Raw genomic sequence first — 22,774 nt, forward strand, 5'->3', positions numbered from 1 at the left:
GCCGAATGGACGTTCGCCGCGGAGCCGGGCGCGGTGCGCGCCGCCCGCGCCGCCGTCCGCGGCCAGTTGCGCCACTGGGACCTGGACAGCCTCGCAGAGCTGACGGCGTTGCTGGTCAGCGAGCTGGTCACCAACTCCCTGCGACACGCCACCGGCCCCATCGGCGTCCGTCTGGTACGCCCGGCAGGACTCGACGGCTCCCTCCTGGTCGAGGTCTCCGACCCGCTGCCCGACCCGCCGCGCGAGCGGATCGCCCGCCCCGAGGACGAGAGCGGCCGCGGACTGCAACTGGTCGCGGGCGCCTCGCAGCGCTGGGGCACCCGTCCTGGTGAGACCGGTAAGACCGTGTGGTTCGAACTCACGGTGCCGGGGTGAACCGGGGGCGCGCCGCGCCGTGCGCCGGTGGCGCCGCACACCACGCCGACGACGCGTGCCCGTGTGGGTGATTCGAGGACGTGTTCCCTGGTTAGAAGAGTGGAAGTGTTGTCGCGGCCCGGTCCGGAACTCACCCGCACCGAGCTGTGATCGTGAACACCGTGTCCTACGGCGCCGTAGTGCTGGATACTGCGGGCAGCCGCCCCCGGTGACCGGTGCCGGACGCGGTGAGCTGGAGGGGACGGTTCGCGTGAGCGAGATACCAGCGAAGGCCACGGAGTCCGAGGACCCGTCGGACGGCGCCAGGAGTGAGGTCGCGGCTGCCGCCGCGCGCGGTGAGACGCCGTCCGCCGACCTGTGGCAGAGCAGCCCGCCCGGCTCCATCTACGAGTACATCAAGGTGGCGTCCTTCTCCATCGGCCCCGGCGGCCTGGTCGAGCAGTGGAGCCTGCGGGCCGAGCAACTCCTCGGCGTCCCGGCCGAACGCGCCGTCGGCACGGACCCCATCGAGGCGTTCGTCGACCCCGACCTGCACATTCGCGGCCACCGTAAGATGGCCGAGATCCTGGACGGGCGGGAGTGGACCGGCGTGGTCCCCTTCCGGATGCCGGACCGCGAGGACGGCACGCGCGGCGAGGAGGGGCTGGCCGAGGTCTACGTCATGCCCACGAGGACCGCCGACGGGGAGAACGCCGCCGTCTGCATCGTCGTGGACATCCGCACCCTGCGCAGCATCGAGACCGATCTCGCCGCCTCGCAGGCGATATTCGGCCAATCTCCCTTCGGCTTCCTGCTGATCGACGACGATCTGACGGTCCGCCGGGCCAACGCGCGGTTCGCGTCCATCTTCGGCGGGACGCCCGACGACCACCGGGGCAAGGGAGTTCACGACTATCTCCCGCGCGCCGAGGCCGACCGGGTCGCCGCCACCCTGCGCCGGGTGATGGAGACGGGCGACTCCATCACCGACATGCACGTCACCGGCTTCGTGCCCGGCTCCGACGAGCGGCGGCACTGGTCGATCAACCTCTACCGCGTCTACAGCGGCAGCGGACGCCCCATCGGCATCGCCTGGCTCGGCACCGACATCACCGCCCGTCGCGCCGCCGCCCGCGAGGCCGCCGCCGCCCGGCGCAACCTCGCCCTGCTCAACGAGGCCGGCGCCCGCATCGGCAACAGCCTCGACCTGGAGACCACCGCGCGCGAACTGCTCGACGTGGTCGTCCCCGGCTTCTGCGACCTGGCCACCGTCGACCTCTGCCAGGGTCTGCTCACGGGCGACGAGAACCCGCCCGGTCTGGCCGACGGCAGCGCCGAGCTGCGCCGGGTCGCCTTCGCCAGCGCCGTCTCCGACGTGCCCTTCGACGACTCCGATGAACCGGTCGAGGTCGGATCGGTCCACCGCTTCCCGTTCAACTCCGCCTGCGCGGACGCCCTGCGCACCGCCCGCCCGCAGCGCGTGCCCGCCGGGGAGGGCGGGCTCGTGCAGTCCACGCTGGCCGTTCCGATGGTCGCGCACGACACCGTGGTGGGCATCGTGCAGTTCGCCCGCACCAAGGGCAGCGAGCCCTTCGGGGACCGCGACCGTGACCTCGCCGTCGAACTCGCCGCGCGCGCCGCCGTCTGCATGGACAACGCGCGCCTGTACCGCCGCGAGCACGAACGCGCCCTGATACTCCAGCGGTCCCTGCTCCCGCCCGACGACCCCGAGGCGTCGGGGCTGGACATCGCCTGCCGCTACCTTCCCGGCAACGCCGCCACCGAGGTGGGTGGCGACTGGTTCGACGTCATCGAACTGCCCGGCCACCGCACCGCGTTGGTGGTCGGCGACGTGATGGGCCGCGGTCTGCGCGCGGCCGTCGCGATGGGTGAACTGCGCACCGCCGTGCGCACGCTGGCGCTGCTCGACCTCGAACCGGCCGAGGTCCTCTCGGCGTTGGACGAGATCGCCCGCGGCCTCGGCACCTCGGGGAACGTCCAGCAGGCCACCCGCGCCGCCCGCCAGCCGCGCGACGCCGACCTGTGCGAGGTCTACCTCGCCACCTGCGTCTACGCGGTCTACGACTCCGTCACCCGGCGCTGCACCTTCGCCAACGCGGGCCATCTGCCCCCGGTCCTGGTGGAGCCCGGCGAGTCCGCGCTGATGCTCGACGTGCCGCCCGGGATGCCGCTCGGCGTGGGCGGCGAGCCCTTCGAGGAGGTCGAGGTCGAACTCCCCGAGGGCGCCCTGCTCGCCCTCTACACCGACGGCCTGGTCGAGTCCCGCGACCACCCCCTGGACGAGGGACTGCAAGCCTTCGTGGGCGCGCTCACCGACCCGGCCCAGCCCCTGGAGGACGTGTGCGACCACGTCCTGAGCAGCCTGGACACCCGGCACGGCGAGGACGACATCGCCCTCCTCATGGCCCGCGTCCAGGGACTGCCCGCCGATTCGGTCGGCGACTGGACCCTGCCGCGCGAACCGCGCAGCGTGGGCCGCGCCCGCGAGTACGCCCGCACCCAGTTGCTCGCCTGGGACCTGGAGCCCCTGGTCGACACCACGGAACTGCTGGTCAGCGAGCTGGTCACCAACGCCCTGCGGTACGGCGAGGGCGAGATCAGACTACGGCTGCTGCTCGACCGCACCCTGGTCTGCGAGGTCTGGGACGCAGGGCTGGTCCAGCCCCGCCGCAGGCGCGCCCGCGACACCGACGAGGGCGGGCGGGGACTTCAGCTGGTCGGGCTGCTCAGCGCGGCCTGGGGCTCGCGCCGTACCCCGCGCGGCAAGACGGTGTGGTTCGAACTCCCGCTGCCGGGCGCCGAGCACACGCTGACGGACCCGGCGGAGGCGCTGCTGAGCCTGTTCTGACCCGGGCCGGGGGACAGGACGGTCAGGACAGCCGTCGGCGGTCCCGTGTCGCGGGGCCGCCGTAGCTCGCCGGCGGGCCGCCGTCCGGTTCCTCGCCGAGCAGGACCCCGCCGAGGACGGCACCGGCGAGCCCGGCGGGATGCCCGGGTTCCTCGGCGTACGGAGAGGCGTACGCGCGCACGTCCTCCTCGGCCGACTCCCGGGCGCGCCGGGCCAGCACGTCCGCCTCGGCGTCGTACTCGGCGCGCCGGTCCGTCGCCGCGAGCGCCTGCCGGGCCGCCGCGAGCAGGGTGCGGGCATCGGCGCCGACCGCTCCCCGGCGCACCGCGAGGTAGTCCGCCGCCTCCTCGGTGGCCGCCTCGGCCACCAGGCGCGCCGCCTCCCGCAACACCTCCGCCCGCGCTTCCCCCGGCCGCCGCACGGCCCCCGTGATCCGGCGCAGCGCGTCCAGCGGGTCGTACGGAGCGGGCGCCTCGCGGGCGGCCAGCACCTCCCCGGCCCGGGCGGGTGCCGCCGGGTCCTCCTCGGCGGCGGCGAGCGCGACCGGGACCAGCGCGGCCGCCGCGTCCAGCCGGGCCGCGAGCCGTTCCACGCCGTCGACCTGGACGGCCGCCTGGGATATGGCGCCTTCGGCGGCGCGGAGCTGACGGGCCGCCATGCGGTCGTCGCCCGAATCGGCGGCACGTCGTGTCTCGTTGAGCCGGGCGGTCGCGAACACCAGGCGGTCCAGCGCCACTTCGGTGTGCGCGTCGGCTCGTACGCCGTAGCGCTCCCGCAGCACCGCCACCGTGCCCTGTGCGGCCGCCGCCCGCGAGGTCAGCTCGCGGAAACGGCGCTCCGCGACCCCGAGCGCCGGACCCACCCCCGCCTGAAGCCCCCGCAGCCGGTCCAGGGCGGCGGCCTCCGTGTCCAGGCGCCGCCCGGCTTCCTCGCACCGGCCGACCACGCCGACCAGGGCCTGGCGCCGGGCGTCCGCGTCCTCGGGGACGCCCTCCGTGCAGCGCCGGAAGATCGCGAAGGCGGCCGTCAGCTCCGACTCGGCGGCGCGCAGCGCCTCACGCGCCGGTCCGCCCTCCGGCTCCGCGACGTACGACAGCTCCTCCGCCGAGGCCCGTACACAGTCGTCGGCGCGCACCAGCGCCTCCCGCGCCCGCCGCTCGGCCTCGCCGGTGTCCCGCGCGGGCGGCGCCGACGGCATCACCGCCGGGGTCGTCCGGGTCCGCACCCGCCGGGTCCGCCGTACATAGCCGTACCCGGCGACCACCACGGCGGCGACGGCCACGACGAGCGGCAGGGCGAGGTCGACGGCGGAGCCGTCCTGCCGCGCGGTCTCGGAGGCGGCGGCCGCAGGGGCGGTGCCGGAAGAGGCGGCGACCACGGGGGCGGAAGCGGTCGTGGACACCCCCGTCGAGGACACCGAGGTGGGGACCGTGACCGGATGCCCCGGAGCGTGGGCCGTGGCCGGGAGCAGGAGCCAGACCGCCGCCGCCGTCCCGCCCGCCAGGGCGTGAGCCACACGCACGCGTATGTGCGCCGTCGCATGGCGGGGGCGGCCCAGTGTGCTGGTCACATTTCGGAGCGTATGGGCGGCCGGGCGGCGCCGCGAGTGGGCGGGAGGCGGTGTTTTCCGGCGGCGCACGCCCGCGCGCCCGGACAGGTTGCGCCGCACGGGTGGGCTTGTCGTACGACTCCGCCGTGTCGCCGCCGTTCAAACGACAAGGTCGTTTTCAGTGGGGCCATAGATCTGATCAGCTCCATATACCGCCAAAAGTGATCCTCACGTCCGCGGCTTCCCGGAGGTAGCACAGATGTCCCACGACGGCGTCGGCCTGCGCGCGGTCATGCGCGCGGTCACCTTCCTCACCGCGGGCGCCCTCGCGGTACCCCTCCTGTCGGGGTGCGGCTCGGACGACAAGGCCGACCGCCCCCTGGCCCCGCAGGACATCGCCCTCGCCGCCCGCACCCAGGTCGCCGAGGGCGGCACCCTGAAGTGGGCCGTGGACGCGGTGCCGCAGACCTTGAACACCTACCAGGCCGACGCCGACACGGGCACCACCCGGGTCGCCCAGGCCGTCCTGCCGTCGATGTTCCGCCTCGACGCCAACGGCGCCCCGGAGGCCGACCCCGCCTACCTGGAGTCGGCCAAGGTCATCGAGACCGAGCCCCGCCAGGTCGTCCTGTACAAGCTGAACCAGCAGGCGGTCTGGAGCGACGGCCGGGAGATCGGCGCCGCCGACTTCGTCGCCCAGTGGCGCGCCCTGTCCGGCAAGAACACCGCCTTCTGGACCGCCCGCAACGCCGGGTACGACCGCATCGAGAAGATCGAGCGCGGCGCCAGCGACCTCCAGGTCCGGGTCACCTTCTCGCGCCCCTACGCGGACTGGAAGTCACTGTTCTCCCCGCTGTACCCGAAGGACGTCATGGGCACCCCGGACGCCTTCAACGACGGCGCGCGCCGCCAGCTCAAGACCACCGCGGGCCCCTTCAGGGTCGAGAAGGTCGACACCGCCGCCAAGGACGTCGTCCTCACCCGCAACCCGCGCTGGTGGGGCGAGTCCGCCAAGCTCGACCAGATCGTGCTGCACGCGGTGCCCCGCACCGACCGCACCACCGCGCTGGCCGACGGCACCGTCGACCTCGCGGACATCGACGCCGCCGACGCCCAGCGGATCGGCTCCGCCAGCGGCGGCAACGGCTCGGGCAGCCCGCTCCAGGGCGGCGGCAAGACCTCCGTGAAGAAGCTCCGCTCCTGGGCGCTCGCCCACGGCCTGGAGTCCGAGAAGGTCCACGCCGGGAAGAAGACGCTGCGCAAGGCGATCACCCGGTACCTGGACGAGCAGGAGGCGCTGCGCTCCTACGACGTCCGCAAGTCCCTGGAGCCCGCCTACACCCAGCTCGCCATGAACGGCGCGAGCGGCCTCCTCTCCGACGAGCGGGTCCGCCGTGCCGTGGCCCGCGCGCTGGACCGCACCGAGCTGGCCAAGCTCGTCCTCACCCCGCTCGGCCTGCCCGCCGTACCGGTCGGCAGCCACCTCGCGCTCGCCGGGCAGCCGGACTACGCCGACGGCAGCGACGCCCTCGGCGGACAGGACACCAAGGAGGCCCAGGCCCTGCTCTCGGAGGCGGGCTGGGTGCCGGGCGGCCCGGTCAAGCAGAAGAAGCCGGACAAGGCGGCCGGGCCGCAGGCGACCAAGGCGGCCGAGGACCAGTCCGACGGCGGCAAGGACGGCGAGTACATCGTCGGCGAGGACAACAAGCACCCCGGGAAGTCGGACGGCAAGGGCTCCGACGGCAAGCAGTACTCCGGGCAGGGCGGGGCGCCGGGAGCCTACGCCCCGAAGGGCACCGCCGCCCCGGCGGGCGCCGTCACCGGCCCGCTCGCCAAGGACGGCCAGGCGCTCGACCTGCGCTTCGTGCTCCCCTCGGGCGCGGGCTCGCAGACCCTGGACGCCGTCGCCCGCAAGATCACCACGATGCTGGAGAAGGTCGGCATCCGCACCACGATCACCAAGGTCCCGGACGACAGCTACTTCAAGGACCACATCGCGGCCGGCGACTTCGACCTCGCCCTGTACTCCTGGCCCGGCACCGCCTTCCCGGCCACCGACGGCCGGCCGATCTACGCCAAGCCCGCCGCGTCCGCCGACGGCTCGGTGAACATCGAGCAGAACTACACCCGTCTCGGCACCGACCAGGTCGACCAGCTCTTCGACCAGGCTGCCGCCACCCTCGACAGCGACGAGGCACGCGACCTCATCCGCAAGGCCGACTCCCGCATCTGGGCGACCGCGGGCTCCATCCCCCTCTACCAGCGCCCCCAGCTCGTCGGCGCCCGGAAGAACCTGGTCAACGCGGGCGCCTTCGGCTTCCGCACCCCGGTCTACGAGGACATGGGCTTCCTGAAGAAGGGCGCGAAGGTCTCGCCCAGCCCGTCCAAGAGCTGACCGCCCCCCAAAAAACGGCGCCGGCCGCCCCTCGCAATGGAGCGAGGAGCGGCCGGCGTCACGTACTGCGGGGGAAGATCAGCCGTGCTTGGCGCGGCTCGCGGTGCGACCGCGCTCCTTCTGGTCGAGGACGACCTTGCGGATGCGCACGGCCTCCGGGGTCACCTCGACGCACTCGTCGTCGCGGCAGAACTCCAGGGACTGCTCCAGGGAGAGCTTGCGCGGCGGGACGATCGCCTCGAACGAGTCGGCCGACGAGGACCGCATGTTCGTGAGCTTCTTCTCCTTGGTGATGTTGACGTCCATGTCGTCGGAGCGCGAGTTCTCGCCGACGATCATGCCCTCGTACACCTCGGTGCCGGGGTCGGTGAACAGCACACCGCGCTCCTGGAGGTTCGTCATCGCGAACGCGGTGACGGCGCCGGAGCGGTCCGCGACCAGCGAGCCGTTGTTACGGGTCTGCAGGTTGCCGAACCACGGCTCGTGGCCCTCGTGGATGGAGTGGGCGATGCCCGTGCCGCGGGTCTGGGTCAGGAACTCGGTACGGAAGCCGATCAGACCGCGCGAGGGGACGACGAACTCCAGGCGGACCCAGCCGGAGCCGTGGTTCGACATGTTGTCCATGCGGCCCTTGCGGACGCCCATGAGCTGCGTGACCGCGCCCATGTGCTCCTCGGGAACGTCGATCGTCATGCGCTCGACCGGCTCGTGGACCTTGCCGTCGATCATCTGGGTGACGACCTGCGGCTTGCCGACGGTCAGCTCGTAGCCCTCGCGGCGCATCTGCTCGACCAGGATGGCGAGCGCCAGCTCACCACGGCCCTGGACCTCCCAGGCGTCGGGACGCTCGGTCTCGAGGACGCGCAGCGAGACGTTGCCGATCAGCTCGCGGTCGAGGCGGTCCTTGACCTGGCGGGCGGTGACCTTGCGGTCCTTGACCGCGGCCTTGGCGTCCGCGCCCTTGCCCGTGCCACCGCGGCCGACGAGCGGCGAGGTGTTGGTGCCGATCGTCATGGAGATCGCGGGCTCGTCCACCGTGATCAGCGGCAGCGCGACCGGGTTCTCGGTGTCGGCCAGGGTCTCGCCGATCATGATGTCGGGGATACCGGCCACGGCGCAGATGTCACCGGGGCCCGCGACCTCGGCGGGCTTGCGGGTGAGCGCCTCGGTCATCATCAGCTCGGTGATGCGCACGTTCTGGATCGAGCCGTCGCGCTTGATCCAGGCCACGGTCTGGCCCTTGCGCAGCTCGCCCTGCTCGACACGGAGCAGCGCGATACGGCCGAGGAAGTTGTCCGCGTCGAGGTTGGTGACGTGGGCCTGGAGCGGCGCGTCCTCCTCGTACGTGGGGGCCGGGATGTGCTCCAGGATCGTGGAGAAGAACGGCTCCAGGCTGGTGGAGTCCGCGGGGACCGTGCCGTCGTCGGGCTTGGTCAGCGAGGCGATGCCGTCACGGCCACAGGCGTAGACGATCGGGAACTCGATCTGCTCCTCGTCCGCGTCCAGGTCCAGGAACAGGTCGTACGTCTCGTTGACGACCTCGTCGATCCGGGAGTCGGGGCGGTCCGTCTTGTTGATGCAGAGGATGACGGGCAGCCGCTGCTGGAGCGCCTTGCGCAGCACGAAGCGGGTCTGCGGCAGCGGGCCCTCGGAGGCGTCCACCAGCAGGACCACGCCGTCCACCATCGACAGACCGCGCTCGACCTCACCACCGAAGTCGGCGTGGCCGGGGGTGTCGATGATGTTGATGGTGATCGGCTCGCCGCCGTCCTTGGGGTGGTACTTCACCGCCGTGTTCTTGGCGAGGATCGTGATGCCCTTCTCACGCTCCAGGTCGTTCGAGTCCATGACCCGGTCGTCGACGGAGTCGAGCTGGTGAGCGGCGAACGCGCCGGCCTGCTTCAGCATGCCGTCGACGATGGTGGTCTTGCCGTGGTCGACGTGGGCGACGATGGCGACGTTACGGATGTCGTGGCGCGTGGCCATATTGCGGCGTACTCCCGGAGTATGAGGATTGCCCTGCGCGGACGTCTGTGTTTGCGCGGGCCCTGCCGGGCTGGACACGCCACGGCCATACCCCATCGTACGTCCCGGAGCGCGCTGGGGCTCGCCGGGTGGCCCGGGCCATCCTCCCAAGCCCCCCGAAGCGGGGTGTTTCCCGGCGTAAGCCGCTTTTCCTGCTGAATCCGACATGAAGATCGCGAATGCAAAGAAGATCGGGCCGGGAGGGGTGCGCGGAGAAAGCCCGCGGGTGATCGACGACGCGGGTGGCCGGAGGCGAGGTCACCCGCCCCGTGAAGAGGCCGTCCGCCCTATGGAAGGGGAAGGGAGGGCGTCGCCCTATAAGAGGGGTGTCCGCAGAGGCGAGGTTTCCGAATTCCACCGGCTCCGGGTGCCAGGTCAGGGTCGTAGAGGGTTTTCCCTAGGGTCTGCCGTGATGGCCTGATTCCGTCGGCTCGGGCATGTTCGCGACGCTAGGGTTGGCCGGACGTGGGCCCCAACCCGTCGGCGTTCCGCCGCGCTTGAGGGCGGGCGGTGTGCGAGATCGATCTCCACCGCCGGGCGCAACTCATTTCCTCATCGCATGTCCGCTATTCGGACGACACGGACCGATACTCGTGTAACAAGTCCGTTTCGCAGGGATCTTTCGGCAATCTGTTTGTCCGGATTTCGGAAGAAGTTAACGCCAGGTGTGATCGAACCGAGACCAAATCACTGTGGTCGGCCGGTGAAGCCATGGCAGATAGTTAGGCGCGTAGAGCTCGGGTCTACGGGTCACGCGCCGTGGGAGGCGCCGACTCGCGAGCATTGCGGGTGCACTTGACTTTCCTCAATCCTCGACGGCTGCGGAATGTCCGGTACTCCCCGTGCGGTGAACAAATACTCAGGAGGAGGAACCCATGCGCGGTGCCAAGAGCGCCAAGTGGGTCGCGGGCGCGATCGTCATAGCCCTGGCCGCGACTGCCTGCGGCAGCAGTGACGATGGCGGTAGCAACAAGGGCTCTGGTCAGAAGGGCGGGACCTTCCGGCTGGGTATCACCGAGCCGGTGGCCATCGACCCTTACAACGCGCAGGAGTCCGAGGGCACCCTCGTCGCGGACAACCTCTTCACGGGCCTTTACGAGCCCTCCGCGGACGGTCAGGTCATCCCGGAGCTCGCCACGTCGAAGAAGGTCAGCGCCGACGGCAAGACCTGGACCTTCACGATCAAGAAGGGTACCAAGTTCAGCAACGGCGAGGCGGTCGACGCCGAGTCCTTCATCCGTGGCTGGAACCGTGTGGCGCAGAAGTCGGCCGCGTCCGACGTCGCGTACCACATGGCCGGCATCGCGGGCTTCGCCGACGCCCAGTCCGGCAAGTCGAAGACCATGTCCGGTCTGTCCGCCCCGGACCCGTACACCCTGCAGGTCAAGCTCTCCGCCCCGGACTTCGAGTTCTACATCAAGACCACGCACACGGTGTTCAGCCCGGTGCCCAAGGTCGCGGGTGACGCGAAGAACAAGAAGTACAACGAAGCCCCCATCGGCAACGGCCCGTTCAAGATGCAGGGCCGCTGGGAGCACAACAAGTCGATCACGCTGGTCCGCAACGACAGCTACGGCCTGAAGAAGGCCCACCTGGACAAGGTGCAGATCGACATCCTCAACTCCGCCAACGGCGTGACCCTGGAGTACCAGGGCTTCGAGTCGGGCCAGTACGACTGGGCCCGTATGCCCACCCCGCAGCTGCCGGCCGCCAAGGCCAAGTACGCGCCGCAGGGTGAGTGGATCGACGAGGACACGAACGGGATGAACTACCTCCTCCCGATCACCGACAACGGTCCGCTGAAGTCCGCGAAGGCCCGCGAGGCGGTCTCCTACGCGATCGACCGCGACGCCATCATCAAGGGCGTCTTCCAGAACATGCAGACGAAGTCGACGACGATCCTGCCGCCGGTCTTCAAGGACGTGTACCAGAAGGACCTGTGCGCCTCCTGCGTCAAGCAGGACAAGGCCAAGGCCAAGCAGCTCGCCAAGGAAGGCGGCCTGAAGCCGGGCACCACCGTCGAGCTGGCCTACAACACCGGTGCCGGCCACGAGGAGTGGATCCAGGCGGTCAAGCAGCAGCTCGAGAGCGTGCTCGGCATCAAGGTGAAGGCCACCGGCAAGCCGTTCGCCGAGCTGCTCGCCGACCAGCAGAAGCCGGGCGCCACCGGTGCCTACCGCTTCGCCTGGGGTGCGGACTACCCGACGCCGGACAACTTCCTGTACCCGCTGCTGGACACGGCCTCCATCAACAAGGACGCCAACGGCAAGGTCACCGGTGACAACCGCGGCCGCTACAGCAACAAGAAGTTCGACGCGCTGCTGGCCAAGGCCCGCGCCACGCAGGACCAGGCCGGCCGCAACGACCTGTACAAGCAGGCCGAGAAGGTCGCGCTGGACGACATGGCGCTGATCCCGCTGTGGAACCGCACCCAGCTCCGCCTCGCGAACACCAAGAAGTTCTCCAACATCAAGATGGACTTCCACGAGGACCCGAACCTGGCTGAGCTCAGCCTGAAGTAACGGGTCACCGCGCAAGCGGAATCCGGCAACCGGGGGTCGTGGTGTTCCGAGTGTCCGCTCGGCCGCCACGGCCCCCGACGACCGTCGGGAGAGGTTGATCCACTTCTCCCGCTCCACCCCACGCCCGTGAAGCGGGGCGAGGGAGCGCTGCGGCACAGGCAGCGAGGCAGAGAGGCAGTCATGGGAAGGTATGTGGTCCGCAGGCTGGGCCAGTTGGTCGTCGTCGTGCTCGGCGCGACGATGGTCCTGTTCGCCTGCCTGTTCGTGCTCCCGGGTGACCCGGTGGGCCAGATCGCGGGCAGCGACAAGGCGCGTGACCCCGCGGTCATCGCCGAGCTGCACAAGCAGTACGGGCTCGACAAGCCGCTGGTGGTCCAGTACGGCACCTACGTCGGGAAGCTCGTCACCGGCGATCTGGGCACGGACTACACACAGGGCCGGCCGGTCACGGAGATCCTGGCCCCGAAGCTCGTCAACACGGCCAAGCTGGCGGTCGCGGCGATCGTCATCGACATCGTCATCGGTATCTCCGTCGGTGTCCTCGCCGCCATGCGCAGATACTCGATCTGGGACGTGTCGGCGACCCTCGTCACGACCCTGGCCATCGGCGTACCGTCCATCGTGCTCGGCATGATCATGCAGCGTGTCTTCGTGATCGAGCTGGACTGGTTCCCGCTCATCGCCGGCGACGACTTCAAGGGCATCATCCTGCCCGCCTTCACGCTCGCCATCATCGACGCGGCGCTCGTCGCCCAGCTCGCCCGCAGCACGATGCTGGAGGTCCTGCGCGCCGACTACGTCAAGACGGCGATCGCCAAGGGCCTCCCGCGTCGCACGATCCTGACCCGGCACGTCCTGCGGAACTCGGTCATCCCCGTGATCACCTACCTGGGCATCTCCTTCGGCGGTCTGCTCGGCGGTGCGATCATCACCGAGACGATCTTCAACTGGAACGGCATCGGTCTCGCGCTCATCCAGGCGATCCAGCAGAACAACAACCCGATCATCGTCGGGGTCGTGACGATCGGTGTGGCGGTCTTCGTCCTGCTGAACCTGATCGTCGACCTGCTGTACGCCGCCCTCGACCCGCGCATCCGCCTCGCCTGACCCGCGGGATCGCCCCCTTCTAGGAGTCTCACAATGACCGAACTCGTCTCGCAGACCGAAGAGGCGACGGCGGCCGGTCCCGTTCCGGCGCCCCCGGGAGCCGAACCGAGCGTCGCCCGGGTCAGCCAGTGGTCCGACATCCGGCACCGCTTCTTCGCCAACAAGCTCGCCGTGGTGGGCCTGGCCATCATCGTGGTGCTGGTCCTGGTCGCGATATTCGCGCCGCTGCTCGCGCCGCACGACCCGCTCAAGCAGGACCTGACCAACACCCTGCAGTCCCCGGGCGCCAGCCACTGGCTCGGCACCGACGCGCTCGGCCGCGACCAGCTCTCCCGCCTCATCTACGGCAGCCGCATCGCGGTGGTCGTGGGTCTGGCCTCGATCCTGGTCGCCCTCGTCATCGGCGTGATCCTGGGCGCGGTGGCCGGCTACTACGGCCGCTGGGTCGACACGGTGATCATGCGTGTCGCCGACGTCTTCTTCGCCTTCCCGCTGCTGATCGGCGCCATCGTCATCATCCTGCTGATGGGCCGCGGTGTGCTGCCCGTCGTGCTCTCGCTGGCCATCTTCTCGTGGGCGACCTTCGCCCGGCTGCTGCGCAGCCAGGTGCTCTCGGTGCGCGAGATGGACTACGTCCACGCCGCCAAGGCGCTCGGCGCCGGGCAGGGCCGGATCATCCGCCAGCACATCCTGCCCAACTCGCTGACCTCCGTGCTGGTGTACGGCACCAGCAACGTCGGCATCGCGATCGTGACCGAGGCGTCGCTGTCGTACCTCGGCGTCGGCGTCGACCCCGAGGTCGCCGAGTGGGGCAACATGATCTCCGCGGGCCGCAACTTCATGGGCGTCAAGGACTTCATGTGGACCTACCCGAGTCTCGCGATCGTCATCACCGCTCTCGGCTTCATCCTGCTGGGCAACGGTCTTCGCGACGCGCTCGACCCGAAGCTCCGGTGACCGACCGCCATGAATCCAACCCCTTTGGCCAAGCACGATGAAGGTGACGGCATGACCAGCCTGGAGACGGCTCCCAGTGAAGCCGGGGCGGACGGGACCACTCCGCTCCTGGAGGTGCGCGATCTGCACGTGGAGTTCGAGGTCCGCGACTCCGTGACCAAGGCGGTCAACGGTGTCAACTACAGCGTCAGCGCGGGCGAGACGCTCGCCGTTCTCGGCGAGTCCGGGTCCGGCAAGTCGGTGACCGCGCAGGCGATCATGGGCATCCTCGACAGCCCGCCCGGACGGATCGCCAAGGGCGAGATCTTCTTCCAGGGGCAGGACATCCTGCTGCTGTCGGAGGCCGAGCGGCGCAAGCTGCGCGGCGCCAAGATGGCGATGATCTTCCAGGACGCGCTGTCCTCGCTCAACCCGGTCCTCTCGGTGGGCTTCCAGCTCGGCGAGATGTTCCGCGCGCACCAGGGCCTGTCCCGCAAGGAGTCCAAGGCCAAGGCGATCGAGCTGATGGACCGCGTGCGCATCCCGGCCGCGGCCCAGCGGGTCAACGACTACCCGCACCAGTTCTCGGGCGGTATGCGCCAGCGCATCATGATCGCCATGGCGCTGGCCCTGGAGCCGGACCTGATCATCGCCGACGAGCCGACCACGGCCCTCGACGTGACCGTCCAGGCCCAGGTCATGGACCTGCTCGCCGAACTCCAGCGCGAGTACAACATGGGCCTGATCCTCATCACCCACGACCTCGGTGTCGTCGCGGACGTCGCCGACAAGATCGCGGTGATGTACGCGGGCCGGATCGTCGAGACCGCCCCGGTGCACGAGCTGTACAAGCGTCCGGCCCACCCCTACACCAAGGGCCTGCTGGAGTCGATCCCGCGCCTGGACCAGAAGGGCCAGGAGCTCTACGCCATCAAGGGCCTGCCGCCCAACCTCCAGGCCATCCCGCCGGGCTGCGCCTTCAACCCGCGCTGCAGTGCGGCGCAGGACATCTGCCGCACCGATGTACCGCCGCTGGTGCAGGTGACCGAGCCGGACGGCACGGCGCTTCCCGGCCGCTCCTCCGCTTGCCACTTCTGGAAGGAGACGATCCATGGCTGAGTCCACGAATCTCGCGAAGGACGACGAGTCCAAGGACGCCACGCCGAACGTCTCCGAGGTCGAGACCGTCGACGCGGCCACCGAGACGGAGGCCGTCGCCGCCATCGAGGCGCCCGTCGAGCGGGGCGAGCCGATCCTCCAGGTGCGCAACCTGGTGAAGCACTTCCCGCTCACCCAGGGCATCCTGTTCAAGCGGCAGATCGGCGCCGTCAAGGCCGTCGACGGCATCTCCTTCGACCTCTACCAGGGCGAGACCCTCGGCATCGTCGGCGAGTCCGGCTGTGGCAAGTCCACCGTCGCCAAGCTGCTGATGAACCTGGAGCGGGCGACCGCGGGCGAGATCTTCTACAAGGGCCAGGACATCACCAAGCTGTCGGGCCGCGCCCTGCGCGCGGTGCGGCGCAACATCCAGATGGTGTTCCAGGACCCGTACACCTCGCTCAACCCCCGTATGACGGTGGGCGACATCATCGGCGAGCCCTTCGACATCCACCCCGAGGTGGCCCCGAAGGGCGACCGGCGCAAGCGGGTGCAGGAGCTGCTGGACGTCGTCGGTCTGAACCCGGAGTACATCAACCGGTACCCGCACCAGTTCTCCGGCGGTCAGCGCCAGCGCATCGGCATCGCCCGCGGCCTCGCGCTCAACCCCGAGATCATCATCTGCGACGAGCCGGTCTCGGCGCTGGACGTCTCCGTCCAGGCGCAGGTCATCAACTTGATGGAGCGGCTGCAGGACGAGTTCAACCTGTCCTACATCTTCATCGCGCACGACCTGTCGATCGTCCGGCACATCTCGGACCGCGTGGGCGTGATGTACCTCGGCAAGATGGCCGAGATCGGCTCGGACGAGCAGATCTACGACCACCCGACGCACCCCTACACCCAGGCGCTGCTGTCGGCGGTCCCGGTGCCGGACCCGGACGCCCGTGAGCACCGCGAGCGGATCATCCTCACCGGTGACGTGCCTTCCCCGGCCAACCCGCCCTCGGGCTGCCGCTTCCGCACCCGGTGCTGGAAGGCCCAGGACAAGTGCGCCGAGGAGGTGCCGCTGCTGGCCGTGCCCGAGCGCTTCCAGGGCAGCGACACCCCGGCGGCCCACGAGTCGGCCTGCCACTTCGCCGAGGAGAAGGACGTGGTCCACGCCTGACCCGCCCCGGCTTGTCGTGTTCCCGGTGCCCTCGACGCAGAGGGCGCCGGGAACACGGCGTTTTCCGGGAACCTTCTTCCGAGAGCCTTTCCGCCGAGAGCTTCGCTGGAGTCGCGCGATGACCCTGCACCACGTCGAACTGTGGGTGCCCGACCTGCCCCGCGCCGAGGCCGAGTGGGGCTGGCTGCTCGGCCGCCTCGGCTACGAGCCGTACCAGAGCTGGGAGCACGGCCGCAGTTGGCGGCTTGGACCCACGTACGTCGTCGTCGAGCGGTCACCGGCGCTGCGCGGCACCGGGCACGACCGGCTGCGGCCCGGGCTCAACCACCTCGCCTTCCACGCCGGGACGCCCACCGAGGTGGACGTCCTCGCGGCCCAGGCGCCCGAGCACGGCTGGCAGTTGCTCTTCCCCGACCGTCATCCGCACGCGGGCGGCCCCGACCACTACGCGGCCTATCTCGCCAACTCGGACGGTTTCGAGGCCGAGTTGGTCGCCTCCCCGAAGGACTGACCCGGCCCCGCGAGAGCTACGCCGTCACCTGCGCGTGCACCCAGTGGCAGGCCGCCTGCGCGGTGGGGCCCGCGTCGAGGACGGCCGGGTCCTCGGTGCGGCAGGCGTCCGCCACGCCCGCCCGTTCCGCCTCGCCGCTCGCCAGGACCGGGCAGCGGGCCCGGAAGCGGCAGCCGGTGGGGATGCGGGAGGGGTCCGGGGGTTCGCCGGTGAGGACCACGGGGTCGCCGGGCGCGTCCGGGAGGACGGACAACAGGGCCTGTGTGTACGGGTGTCGGGGAGCGGTGAGGACCTGCTCGACCCGGCCCGTCTCCACGATCCGGCCGAGGTACATCACCGCCACCCGGTCCGCGATGTTCCAGGCGAGACCCAGGTCGTGGGTCACCACCAGCGCGGCGAGGCCCAGTTCGGAGCGCAGGCGCAGCAGCAGGTCCAGGATCTCGCCGCGCACCGAGGCGTCGAGGGAGGCCACCGGCTCGTCGGCGACGAGGAGTTCGGGCTCCAGGACCAGCGCGCCCGCGATGACCACGCGCTGGCGCTGACCACCGGACAGCTCGTGCGGGTAGCGCAGGAAGAACCGCTCCGGGGGTCGCAGCCCGGCCCGGGAGAGCGCGTCGGCCACCGCCGCCCGCTCGTCGCCGGAGTGCCCGTGGATGCGCAGCCCCTCGGCCACCGCGTCGTACACCGTGTGCCGGGGGTTGAGCGAGCCGATGGGGTCCTGGAGGACCAGTTGGGCGCGGCGGCGGTAGGCGCGCAGGGCGCGGGTGGAGTACGCCAGCGGGCGGCCGGCGAACGACACCTCGCCCGCCGTCGGCTTCACGAGCCCGAGCAGGGCCCGGGCGAGCGTGGACTTCCCGCAGCCGGACTCGCCTACCAGCGCGACGATCTCGCCCGGGCGGATCTCCAGCTCGACCTGGTCGACGGCGCGCGCGGGCGCGGCCCCGGACCGGCCGGGGAAGACCACGCGCAGGTCGCGCGCGCTCAGCAGGGCGGGCGGCTCGGTCGTCGGCATGGGCTGCTCACCGGTCGTCGTCATGGGGTGCTCCCGGTGTTCTCCGGTTCCGTCGCGTCGTCTCGTGCCGTTCCCGCGGGTCCGCTCGGCGCCCCCACGTGGACGCACGCCGCCAGCCGCCCGGCTCCCGCCTCGCGCAGCGGCTGGTCCTCCGTGGCGCACTCGGGCAGCGACACCGGGCAGCGCGGATGGAAGGCGCACCCGGCGGGGAGCGCGAACGGGTCGGGCGGGTCGCCGGGCAGCCCGCGCGGGGCGAACCGGGAGGCCGGGTCCCCGATGCGCGGGAACGCCCCCGACAGCGCCTGGGCGTAGGGGTGCCGGGCGTTCTCGTGGACGGCGCGGGCGGGGCCCTCCTCCACGACCCGGCCCGCGTACATCACCGCGAGCCGGTCGCAGGTGTCCGCGAGGACCGCGAGATCGTGGCTGATCATGACCAGGGCCACGTCCTGCTCGCTGACGAGCCGCTCGATCAGCCGGAGGATCTGCGCCTGGATCATCACGTCGAGCGCGGTGGTCGGCTCGTCCGCGACGACCAGGTGGGGGTCGCAGGCGAGCGCCATGGCGATCATGACGCGCTGGCGCTGGCCGCCGGAGAGTTCGTGCGGGTACGCCGTCGCGCGTGCGGCGGGCAGACCGACCTGCTCCAGCAACTCGCCGGTCCGCTTCTTCGCGGCCGCCGCCGTCGCCCGGCCGTGCAGCAGGATCGGCTCCGCGATCTGCTCGCCCACCCGGTGCACGGGGTTGAGGGAGTGCATGGCGCCCTGGAAGACGATGGAGGCGCCCGCCCAGCGCACCGCGCGCACCCGGCCCCAGCGCATCGTCAGGATGTCCTCGCCGTCCAGCAGGATCTGCCCGCCCACCTCGGTGCCGGCGGGCAGCAGCCGCAGCGCGGCGAGCGCCAGCGTGGACTTGCCGCAGCCGGACTCCCCGGCGATGCCGAGCTTCTCGCCCGCCGCCACCGACAGGTCCACCCCCCGGACGGCGGCGGCGCCGCCCGGGTACGTCACGGTCAGGTTCCGCAGTTCGAGCAGGCTCAACGGGCCACCCCCAGACGGGGATTGAGAACGGACTCCACGGCGCGCCCGCACAGCGTGAACGCCAGCGCGACCAGGGCGATCGCGATGCCGGGCGGCACGAGATACCACCAGTCGCCCGCGCTCACCGCGCCCGCCTCGCGCGCGTCCTGGAGCAGTCCGCCCCAGGAGACGACGGACGGATCGCCGAGCCCGAGGAAGGCGAGGGTCGCCTCGGCGAGGATGGAGGAGGACACCATCAGCGTGGTCTGCGCGAGCACGAGCGGCATGACGTTGGGCAGCACGTGCCGGGTCATGACGTGCCAGTGGCCGCCGCCGAGCGCGCGGGCCCGTTCGATGTACGGGCGGGACTCCACGGCCAGCGTCTGCGCCCGTACGAGGCGGGCGGTCGTCGGCCAGGTCGTGACGCCGATGGCGAGGATCACCGTGCCGAGCGAGCGGGACATCACGGTGGCCAGCGCGATGGCGAGCACCAGCGTGGGCATCACCAGGAACCAGTCGGTGATCCGCATCAGCACGGTCGCCCACGCCCCCCGGAAGTGCCCGGCGACGATCCCGACGACCGCGCCGATCGCCACCGACAGCACGGCCGCGAGCAGCCCGACCAGGAGGGAGACCCGGGCGCCCCAGATCACCAGGCCCAGCAGGTTCCGCCCGAACCGGTCGGTGCCGAGCGGGAAGTGGCCGCTCGGCGCCTCAAGGGGGTTGCCCGGCGCGTCGGTCACCCGGGCCACGTCGGAGCCGACGGTCAGCGGCGCGGTGAGGGCGATCAGCGCGAACAGCACGAGGGCGGCGAGCCCCGCCACTCCGGCGCGGTGGGTGCGGTACTGCCGCCAGAACCGCAGTGCCGAGCGGCGGCGGCGCTGCCAGGCGAGCGTCCGGGGTCCGGGTCCTGACCCGGGCTCGGCGACGGTGGTGGTCATCGGCCCACCCGGGGGTCGAACAGCGGGTAGACCAGATCGGCCAGGGTGTTCATGACGATCACCGCCGAGGCGAAGAGGAGGAACAGCCCCTGCACCAGGGGCAGATCGGGCACGCTCAGGGCCTGGTAGAAGAGTCCGCCGAGACCCGGCCAGGAGAAGACGGTCTCGACCAGGATCACGCCCGCGACGGTCCGGCCGAGGTTGACGAAGACCAGGGTGACGGTGGGCAGCAGGGCGTTGGGCACCGCGTGCCGACGGCGCACCAGATCGTCCCGCAGGCCCTTGGCGCGGGCCGTCGTCAGGTAGTCGCTGCCCATCTCGTCCAGCAGCGCCGAACGGGTGACCAGCAGCGTCTGGCCGTACTCGACGGCAACCAGGGTGATCACCGGCAGGACCATGTGGTGGGCGACGTCGAGGACGTACGCGAAGCCGCTCGTGTCGCCCGACTCCATGCCGCCCGTCGGGAGGAGTCCCGGGATCGGGCCCATGCCCACCGAGAAGACGATGATCAGCAGCAGGCCCAGCCAGAAGGACGGCAGCGAGTAGAGGGTCAGCGCGAGTCCGGTGTTGAGCCGGTCGCCGAGGCCGCCGTGCCGCCAGGCGGAGCGGGTGCCCAGGTACATGCCGAGCGCGGTGTAGAGCACGAACGCCGTGCCGGTGAGCAGCAGGGTGTTGGGCAGCGCCTCACCGATCTTGTCGCTGACCGGGGTGTGGAACTGGTACGACGTGCCCAGGTCGCCGGTGAGCGCCTTGCCGCAGTACTGGGTGAACTGCTGCCACATCGGCAGGTCGAGGCCGAACTCGCGCCGGTAGGCGGCGAGCTGTTCCGTCGAGACCCGGCGGCCGCCGGTCATGGCCTTGACCGGGTCGCCGGGGATGAGCCGGAACAGGAAGAAGCCGGTGACGAGGACGGCGAACAGCGAGACGACGGCGCCGCCGAGCTTGCCCGCGACGTAGCGGGCGTACCCGGGCCAGGTGCGTGCCCGGGGGCCGCCGATGTCGGGCGTGACGGCGGCCGGGCCCGGGACGCCGGCCTCGGCGGGGGTGAGTTCAGCGGCCATCGGGCACCGCCCGCCGCCGGGCCGGGTGGATCATCGGTTCCATGGGCTACTCGCGGTCGTCGGCGGAGGCGCGGCGCCGCCGGGTGAACAGGAACGCGGCACCGGCGAGGACCACCACGCCGACGACGACCCCGACCACGACACCGGTCGAGCCGGAGTCCTCCGACTTCTGGGAGGCGGCCGGGACCGCCGACCACCAGCTCCAGTAGCCGTCCTGGCCGTAGATGTTGCCCGCCGACTTGGGCATCGTCTCGATCGACTTGATCTGGTCGGTGCGGTAGGCCTCCACCGCGTTCGGGTACGCCATGACGTTCATGTACCCCGTGTCGTACAGCCGCGACTCGGCCTGCTTGACGAGTTCAGCCCGCTTGGCGGAGTCGTACTCGGCCAACTGCTTCGCGTACAGCTCGTCGAACTTCTTGTCGCAGATGAAGTTGTCGGTGAGCCCGGTGTCCTTCGGGGTGGCGGGCAGGGCCGCGCAGGTGTGGATGGACAGGACGTAGTCCGGGTCGGGGTTGACGGACCAGCCGTCGAAGGCGAGGTCGTACTTGCCGGCGAGCCAGGGGTCGGTGACGTTGTCGAGGCAGTCGAGCGACATGCCGACGCCGAGCTTGCCCCACCACTCCTTGAGGTACTGCCCGACCGCCTTGTCGTTCGGGTCGGTGGCGTGGCACAGCACGCGGTAGTTCAGCGGCTTGCCGTTCTTGCCGGTGCGCTTGCCGTCGGCGTTCTTCTTGTACCCGGCCTTGTCGAGCAGCCTGCCCGCCTCGGCGGGGTCGTAGCCCCGCTCCTGGTCGGCCGAGGGCTTCCAGAAGTACGAGGAGAAGCGGGGCGGGATGTAGCCCTGGCCCTGGACGGCGTGGCCCTGGAACACCTTGTCGATGAGGGTCTTGCGGTCGACCGCCATGAAGAGGGCCTGCCGCACCCGGGGGTCGAGCAGCGAGGGGTCGCCGTCGCCGAACTTCTCGCCGTTCCTGGCGCGGGCGCCGGGGTTGACGGCGAGGGCGTAGAAGCGGCGCCCTGGGGCCTCGTTCAGGTGAATGTCCGGCTGGCCCTTGAGGGAGGCGGCCTGCGCGGGGGTCAGGGAGGGCGACCCGGCGACGAAGGAGACCTCGCCCTTGCGGAGGGCGGCGACGGCGGCGTCCTGGTCCTTGTAGTACTTGAAGACCAGGTTGTCGAACTTGGGGGCCCCGCGCCAGAAGCTCTTGTTGGCCTTCAGCCGGACGTAGCTGTCGGGCTTGTAGGCGGTGACGGTGAAGGGGCCGTCCCCGACGAGGGGGAACTTCTTGTCGTTGGTGAACTTGGCGATGTCGCCGACGTTCTTCCAGACGTGCTCGGGCACGATCGGAACATCCAGGGCCGTCATCGTGGCCTGCGGCTTCTTCAGCTCGACGACCAGCTTGTCGGGGCTGGGCGCCGACACCTTGCGGAAGTTCGTGACGAACCCGCCGTTGGCCGTCGCGGCCGCCTCGTCGGTCATCATCTTGTTGAAGGTCCAGGCGGCGTCCTGGGCGGTCACCTTCTGCCCGTCCGTCCACTTGGCGTCGGAGCGGATCGTGTAGGTCCAGGTGAGCTTGTCGGCCGACGGGGTCCACTTGGTGGCGAGACCGGGGATCGGGTGGCCGTCGCCCGGGTCGTAGTCGGTCAGGTACTCGTACGTCAGCCGCAGGACGCTCGTGCTGAGCAGGCGCACCGCCAGGAAGGGGCTGAGCGAGTCGACGCTCTGCGCGACGGCCACGGTGAGCGTCTTGCCCTCGGGCGCCGCCTCGGCACGCTGGGGCGCCGGAGCGAGCGGCGTGACGAGTCCCGCCGTGACCGTCAGGGCGGCCGCCGCGGCGGCGGTCAGGCGGCGCACCGGGGACCACGGGCGTCTTGGCGTCAACTCTCGTCCTCCGTACTGGCCGTGTGTGCTCATAGGTCGTGACCTCACGTCATCGCTCGCACGGAAACCGCTTGTTGGACTGCCCGGTCACGGCCGGCGGTATGCCGTCGGCCGAAAGTGATGAGCTTGTCTATCAGGGTGATCTGCACGCGTCAACGGTCCCGAGACCCCCTGTGGCCTGCGGAAAAGCCCAGGTGAGCGGGGGTGTCGCGGACATTGGTCCAGTCCGGTGAAGACCTGCTGGTGAGGGGCTGACGGCACATGCGTACGACACCGCGCGCCCGGTCGGAGCCGCTGCGCCACAGCTCGGAGCAATCACGCAACCCGA

The 22,774-nt window shown here is 70.8% G+C and carries 16 protein-coding genes; 9 read left to right on the forward strand and 7 right to left on the reverse strand.

What is annotated here, in order from left to right:
• Together ACWEEU_RS28140 and ACWEEU_RS28145 are read left to right on the forward strand one after the other, a co-directional pair.
• On the forward strand, positions 1-375 hold a 375-nt coding region (locus tag ACWEEU_RS28140), incomplete at its 5' end, for an ATP-binding protein (RefSeq protein WP_451736010.1).
• A 250-nt stretch (positions 376-625) separates the two neighbouring features.
• Positions 626-3,223 (forward strand): SpoIIE family protein phosphatase, encoded by a 2,598-nt coding sequence (locus ACWEEU_RS28145; RefSeq protein ID WP_385742164.1) that lies wholly within the window; start codon positions 626-628, stop codon positions 3,221-3,223.
• Between the two features lie 22 nt (positions 3,224-3,245).
• On the opposite strand, the gene ACWEEU_RS28150 is transcribed toward ACWEEU_RS28145, so the two are convergent.
• Positions 3,246-4,793, reverse strand: a complete 1,548-nt coding sequence (locus ACWEEU_RS28150) for a hypothetical protein (RefSeq protein ID WP_451736013.1) — start codon at positions 4,791-4,793, stop codon at positions 3,246-3,248.
• Positions 4,794-5,031: 238 nt separating this feature from the next.
• On the opposite strand from ACWEEU_RS28150, the gene ACWEEU_RS28155 reads away from it, so the two are divergent.
• Positions 5,032-7,167, forward strand: a complete 2,136-nt coding sequence (locus ACWEEU_RS28155; RefSeq protein ID WP_385742160.1) for an ABC transporter family substrate-binding protein — start codon at positions 5,032-5,034, stop codon at positions 7,165-7,167.
• A gap of 78 nt (positions 7,168-7,245) precedes the next feature.
• Here the strand turns inward: ACWEEU_RS28155 and typA are convergent, their stop codons facing one another.
• Positions 7,246-9,153, reverse strand: a complete 1,908-nt coding sequence (gene typA, locus ACWEEU_RS28160; protein ID WP_199585084.1) for a translational GTPase TypA — start codon at positions 9,151-9,153, stop codon at positions 7,246-7,248.
• 914 nt (positions 9,154-10,067) lie between these two features.
• On the opposite strand from typA, the gene ACWEEU_RS28165 reads away from it, so the two are divergent.
• The 6 genes from ACWEEU_RS28165 (at position 10,068) to ACWEEU_RS28190 (ending at position 16,534) form a co-directional block, all read left to right on the forward strand.
• Positions 10,068-11,714 (forward strand): peptide ABC transporter substrate-binding protein, encoded by a 1,647-nt coding sequence (locus tag ACWEEU_RS28165; protein ID WP_451736018.1) that lies wholly within the window; start codon positions 10,068-10,070, stop codon positions 11,712-11,714.
• 180 nt (positions 11,715-11,894) lie between these two features.
• Positions 11,895-12,821: an ABC transporter permease gene (locus ACWEEU_RS28170; protein ID WP_451736021.1), complete on the forward strand. Its 927-nt coding sequence runs from the start codon at positions 11,895-11,897 to the stop codon at positions 12,819-12,821.
• Positions 12,822-12,854: 33 nt separating this feature from the next.
• On the forward strand, positions 12,855-13,778 hold the full coding sequence (locus ACWEEU_RS28175) for an ABC transporter permease (RefSeq protein ID WP_385742154.1): 924 nt from the start codon (positions 12,855-12,857) through the stop codon (positions 13,776-13,778).
• Positions 13,779-13,829: 51 nt separating this feature from the next.
• Entirely contained in the window at positions 13,830-14,876 is a 1,047-nt protein-coding gene (locus ACWEEU_RS28180; protein WP_385742152.1) for an ABC transporter ATP-binding protein, read from the forward strand.
• Positions 14,869-16,023 carry an ABC transporter ATP-binding protein gene (locus ACWEEU_RS28185; protein ID WP_385742150.1) on the forward strand — a complete coding sequence of 385 codons (1,155 nt, stop codon included), beginning with the start codon at positions 14,869-14,871 and terminating at the stop codon, positions 16,021-16,023. Before ACWEEU_RS28180 ends, ACWEEU_RS28185 begins: the two co-directional genes overlap by 8 nt.
• A 118-nt stretch (positions 16,024-16,141) precedes the next feature.
• The gene (locus tag ACWEEU_RS28190; RefSeq protein ID WP_385742148.1) at positions 16,142-16,534 is read left to right on the forward strand and encodes a VOC family protein; all 393 of its coding nucleotides are present in this window, start codon (positions 16,142-16,144) and stop codon (positions 16,532-16,534) included.
• Positions 16,535-16,550: 16 nt separating this feature from the next.
• Here ACWEEU_RS28190 and ACWEEU_RS28195 read toward each other — a convergent pair whose 3' ends face one another.
• From ACWEEU_RS28195 to ACWEEU_RS28215, 5 genes are read right to left on the reverse strand one after another with little or no spacing between them, the layout of a single operon-like run.
• Positions 16,551-17,546: an ABC transporter ATP-binding protein gene (locus ACWEEU_RS28195; RefSeq protein WP_451736082.1), complete on the reverse strand. Its 996-nt coding sequence runs from the start codon at positions 17,544-17,546 to the stop codon at positions 16,551-16,553.
• A 20-nt stretch (positions 17,547-17,566) separates the two neighbouring features.
• On the reverse strand, positions 17,567-18,583 hold the full coding sequence (locus tag ACWEEU_RS28200) for an ABC transporter ATP-binding protein (protein WP_451736026.1): 1,017 nt from the start codon (positions 18,581-18,583) through the stop codon (positions 17,567-17,569).
• Positions 18,580-19,503 carry an ABC transporter permease gene (locus ACWEEU_RS28205; RefSeq protein WP_385742144.1) on the reverse strand — a complete coding sequence of 308 codons (924 nt, stop codon included), beginning with the start codon at positions 19,501-19,503 and terminating at the stop codon, positions 18,580-18,582. The genes ACWEEU_RS28200 and ACWEEU_RS28205 overlap by 4 nt, the downstream gene beginning before the upstream one ends.
• A complete protein-coding gene (locus tag ACWEEU_RS28210) occupies positions 19,500-20,564 on the reverse strand; it encodes an ABC transporter permease (RefSeq protein WP_385742142.1) in 1,065 nt (354 codons plus the stop codon). The genes ACWEEU_RS28205 and ACWEEU_RS28210 overlap by 4 nt, the downstream gene beginning before the upstream one ends.
• 46 nt (positions 20,565-20,610) lie before the next feature.
• Complete coding sequence (locus tag ACWEEU_RS28215) at positions 20,611-22,479, reverse strand: ABC transporter substrate-binding protein (RefSeq protein WP_451736030.1); 1,869 nt, start codon at positions 22,477-22,479, stop codon at positions 20,611-20,613.
• Positions 22,480-22,774: the final 295 nt, after the last annotated feature.

It is taken from the genome of Streptomyces sp. NPDC005004 (assembly GCF_053600675.1).

Bases quoted from the DNA above. Each gene is read 5' to 3' on its own strand.
- ACWEEU_RS28155 (WP_385742160.1), top strand. From the start codon at position 5,032: ATGTCCCACGACGGCGTCGGCCTGCGCGCGGTCATGCGCGCGGTCACC.
- typA (WP_199585084.1), bottom strand. From the start codon at position 9,153: ATGGCCACGCGCCACGACATCCGTAACGTCGCCATCGTCGCCCACGTC.
- ACWEEU_RS28165 (WP_451736018.1), top strand. From the start codon at position 10,068: ATGCGCGGTGCCAAGAGCGCCAAGTGGGTCGCGGGCGCGATCGTCATA.
- ACWEEU_RS28170 (WP_451736021.1), top strand. From the start codon at position 11,895: ATGGGAAGGTATGTGGTCCGCAGGCTGGGCCAGTTGGTCGTCGTCGTG.
- ACWEEU_RS28175 (WP_385742154.1), top strand. From the start codon at position 12,855: ATGACCGAACTCGTCTCGCAGACCGAAGAGGCGACGGCGGCCGGTCCC.
- ACWEEU_RS28180 (WP_385742152.1), top strand. From the start codon at position 13,830: ATGACCAGCCTGGAGACGGCTCCCAGTGAAGCCGGGGCGGACGGGACC.
- ACWEEU_RS28185 (WP_385742150.1), top strand. From the start codon at position 14,869: ATGGCTGAGTCCACGAATCTCGCGAAGGACGACGAGTCCAAGGACGCC.
- ACWEEU_RS28190 (WP_385742148.1), top strand. From the start codon at position 16,142: ATGACCCTGCACCACGTCGAACTGTGGGTGCCCGACCTGCCCCGCGCC.
- ACWEEU_RS28195 (WP_451736082.1), bottom strand. From the start codon at position 17,546: ATGCCGACGACCGAGCCGCCCGCCCTGCTGAGCGCGCGCGACCTGCGC.
- ACWEEU_RS28205 (WP_385742144.1), bottom strand. From the start codon at position 19,503: ATGACCACCACCGTCGCCGAGCCCGGGTCAGGACCCGGACCCCGGACG.
- ACWEEU_RS28210 (WP_385742142.1), bottom strand. From the start codon at position 20,564: ATGGCCGCTGAACTCACCCCCGCCGAGGCCGGCGTCCCGGGCCCGGCC.
- ACWEEU_RS28215 (WP_451736030.1), bottom strand. From the start codon at position 22,479: ATGAGCACACACGGCCAGTACGGAGGACGAGAGTTGACGCCAAGACGC.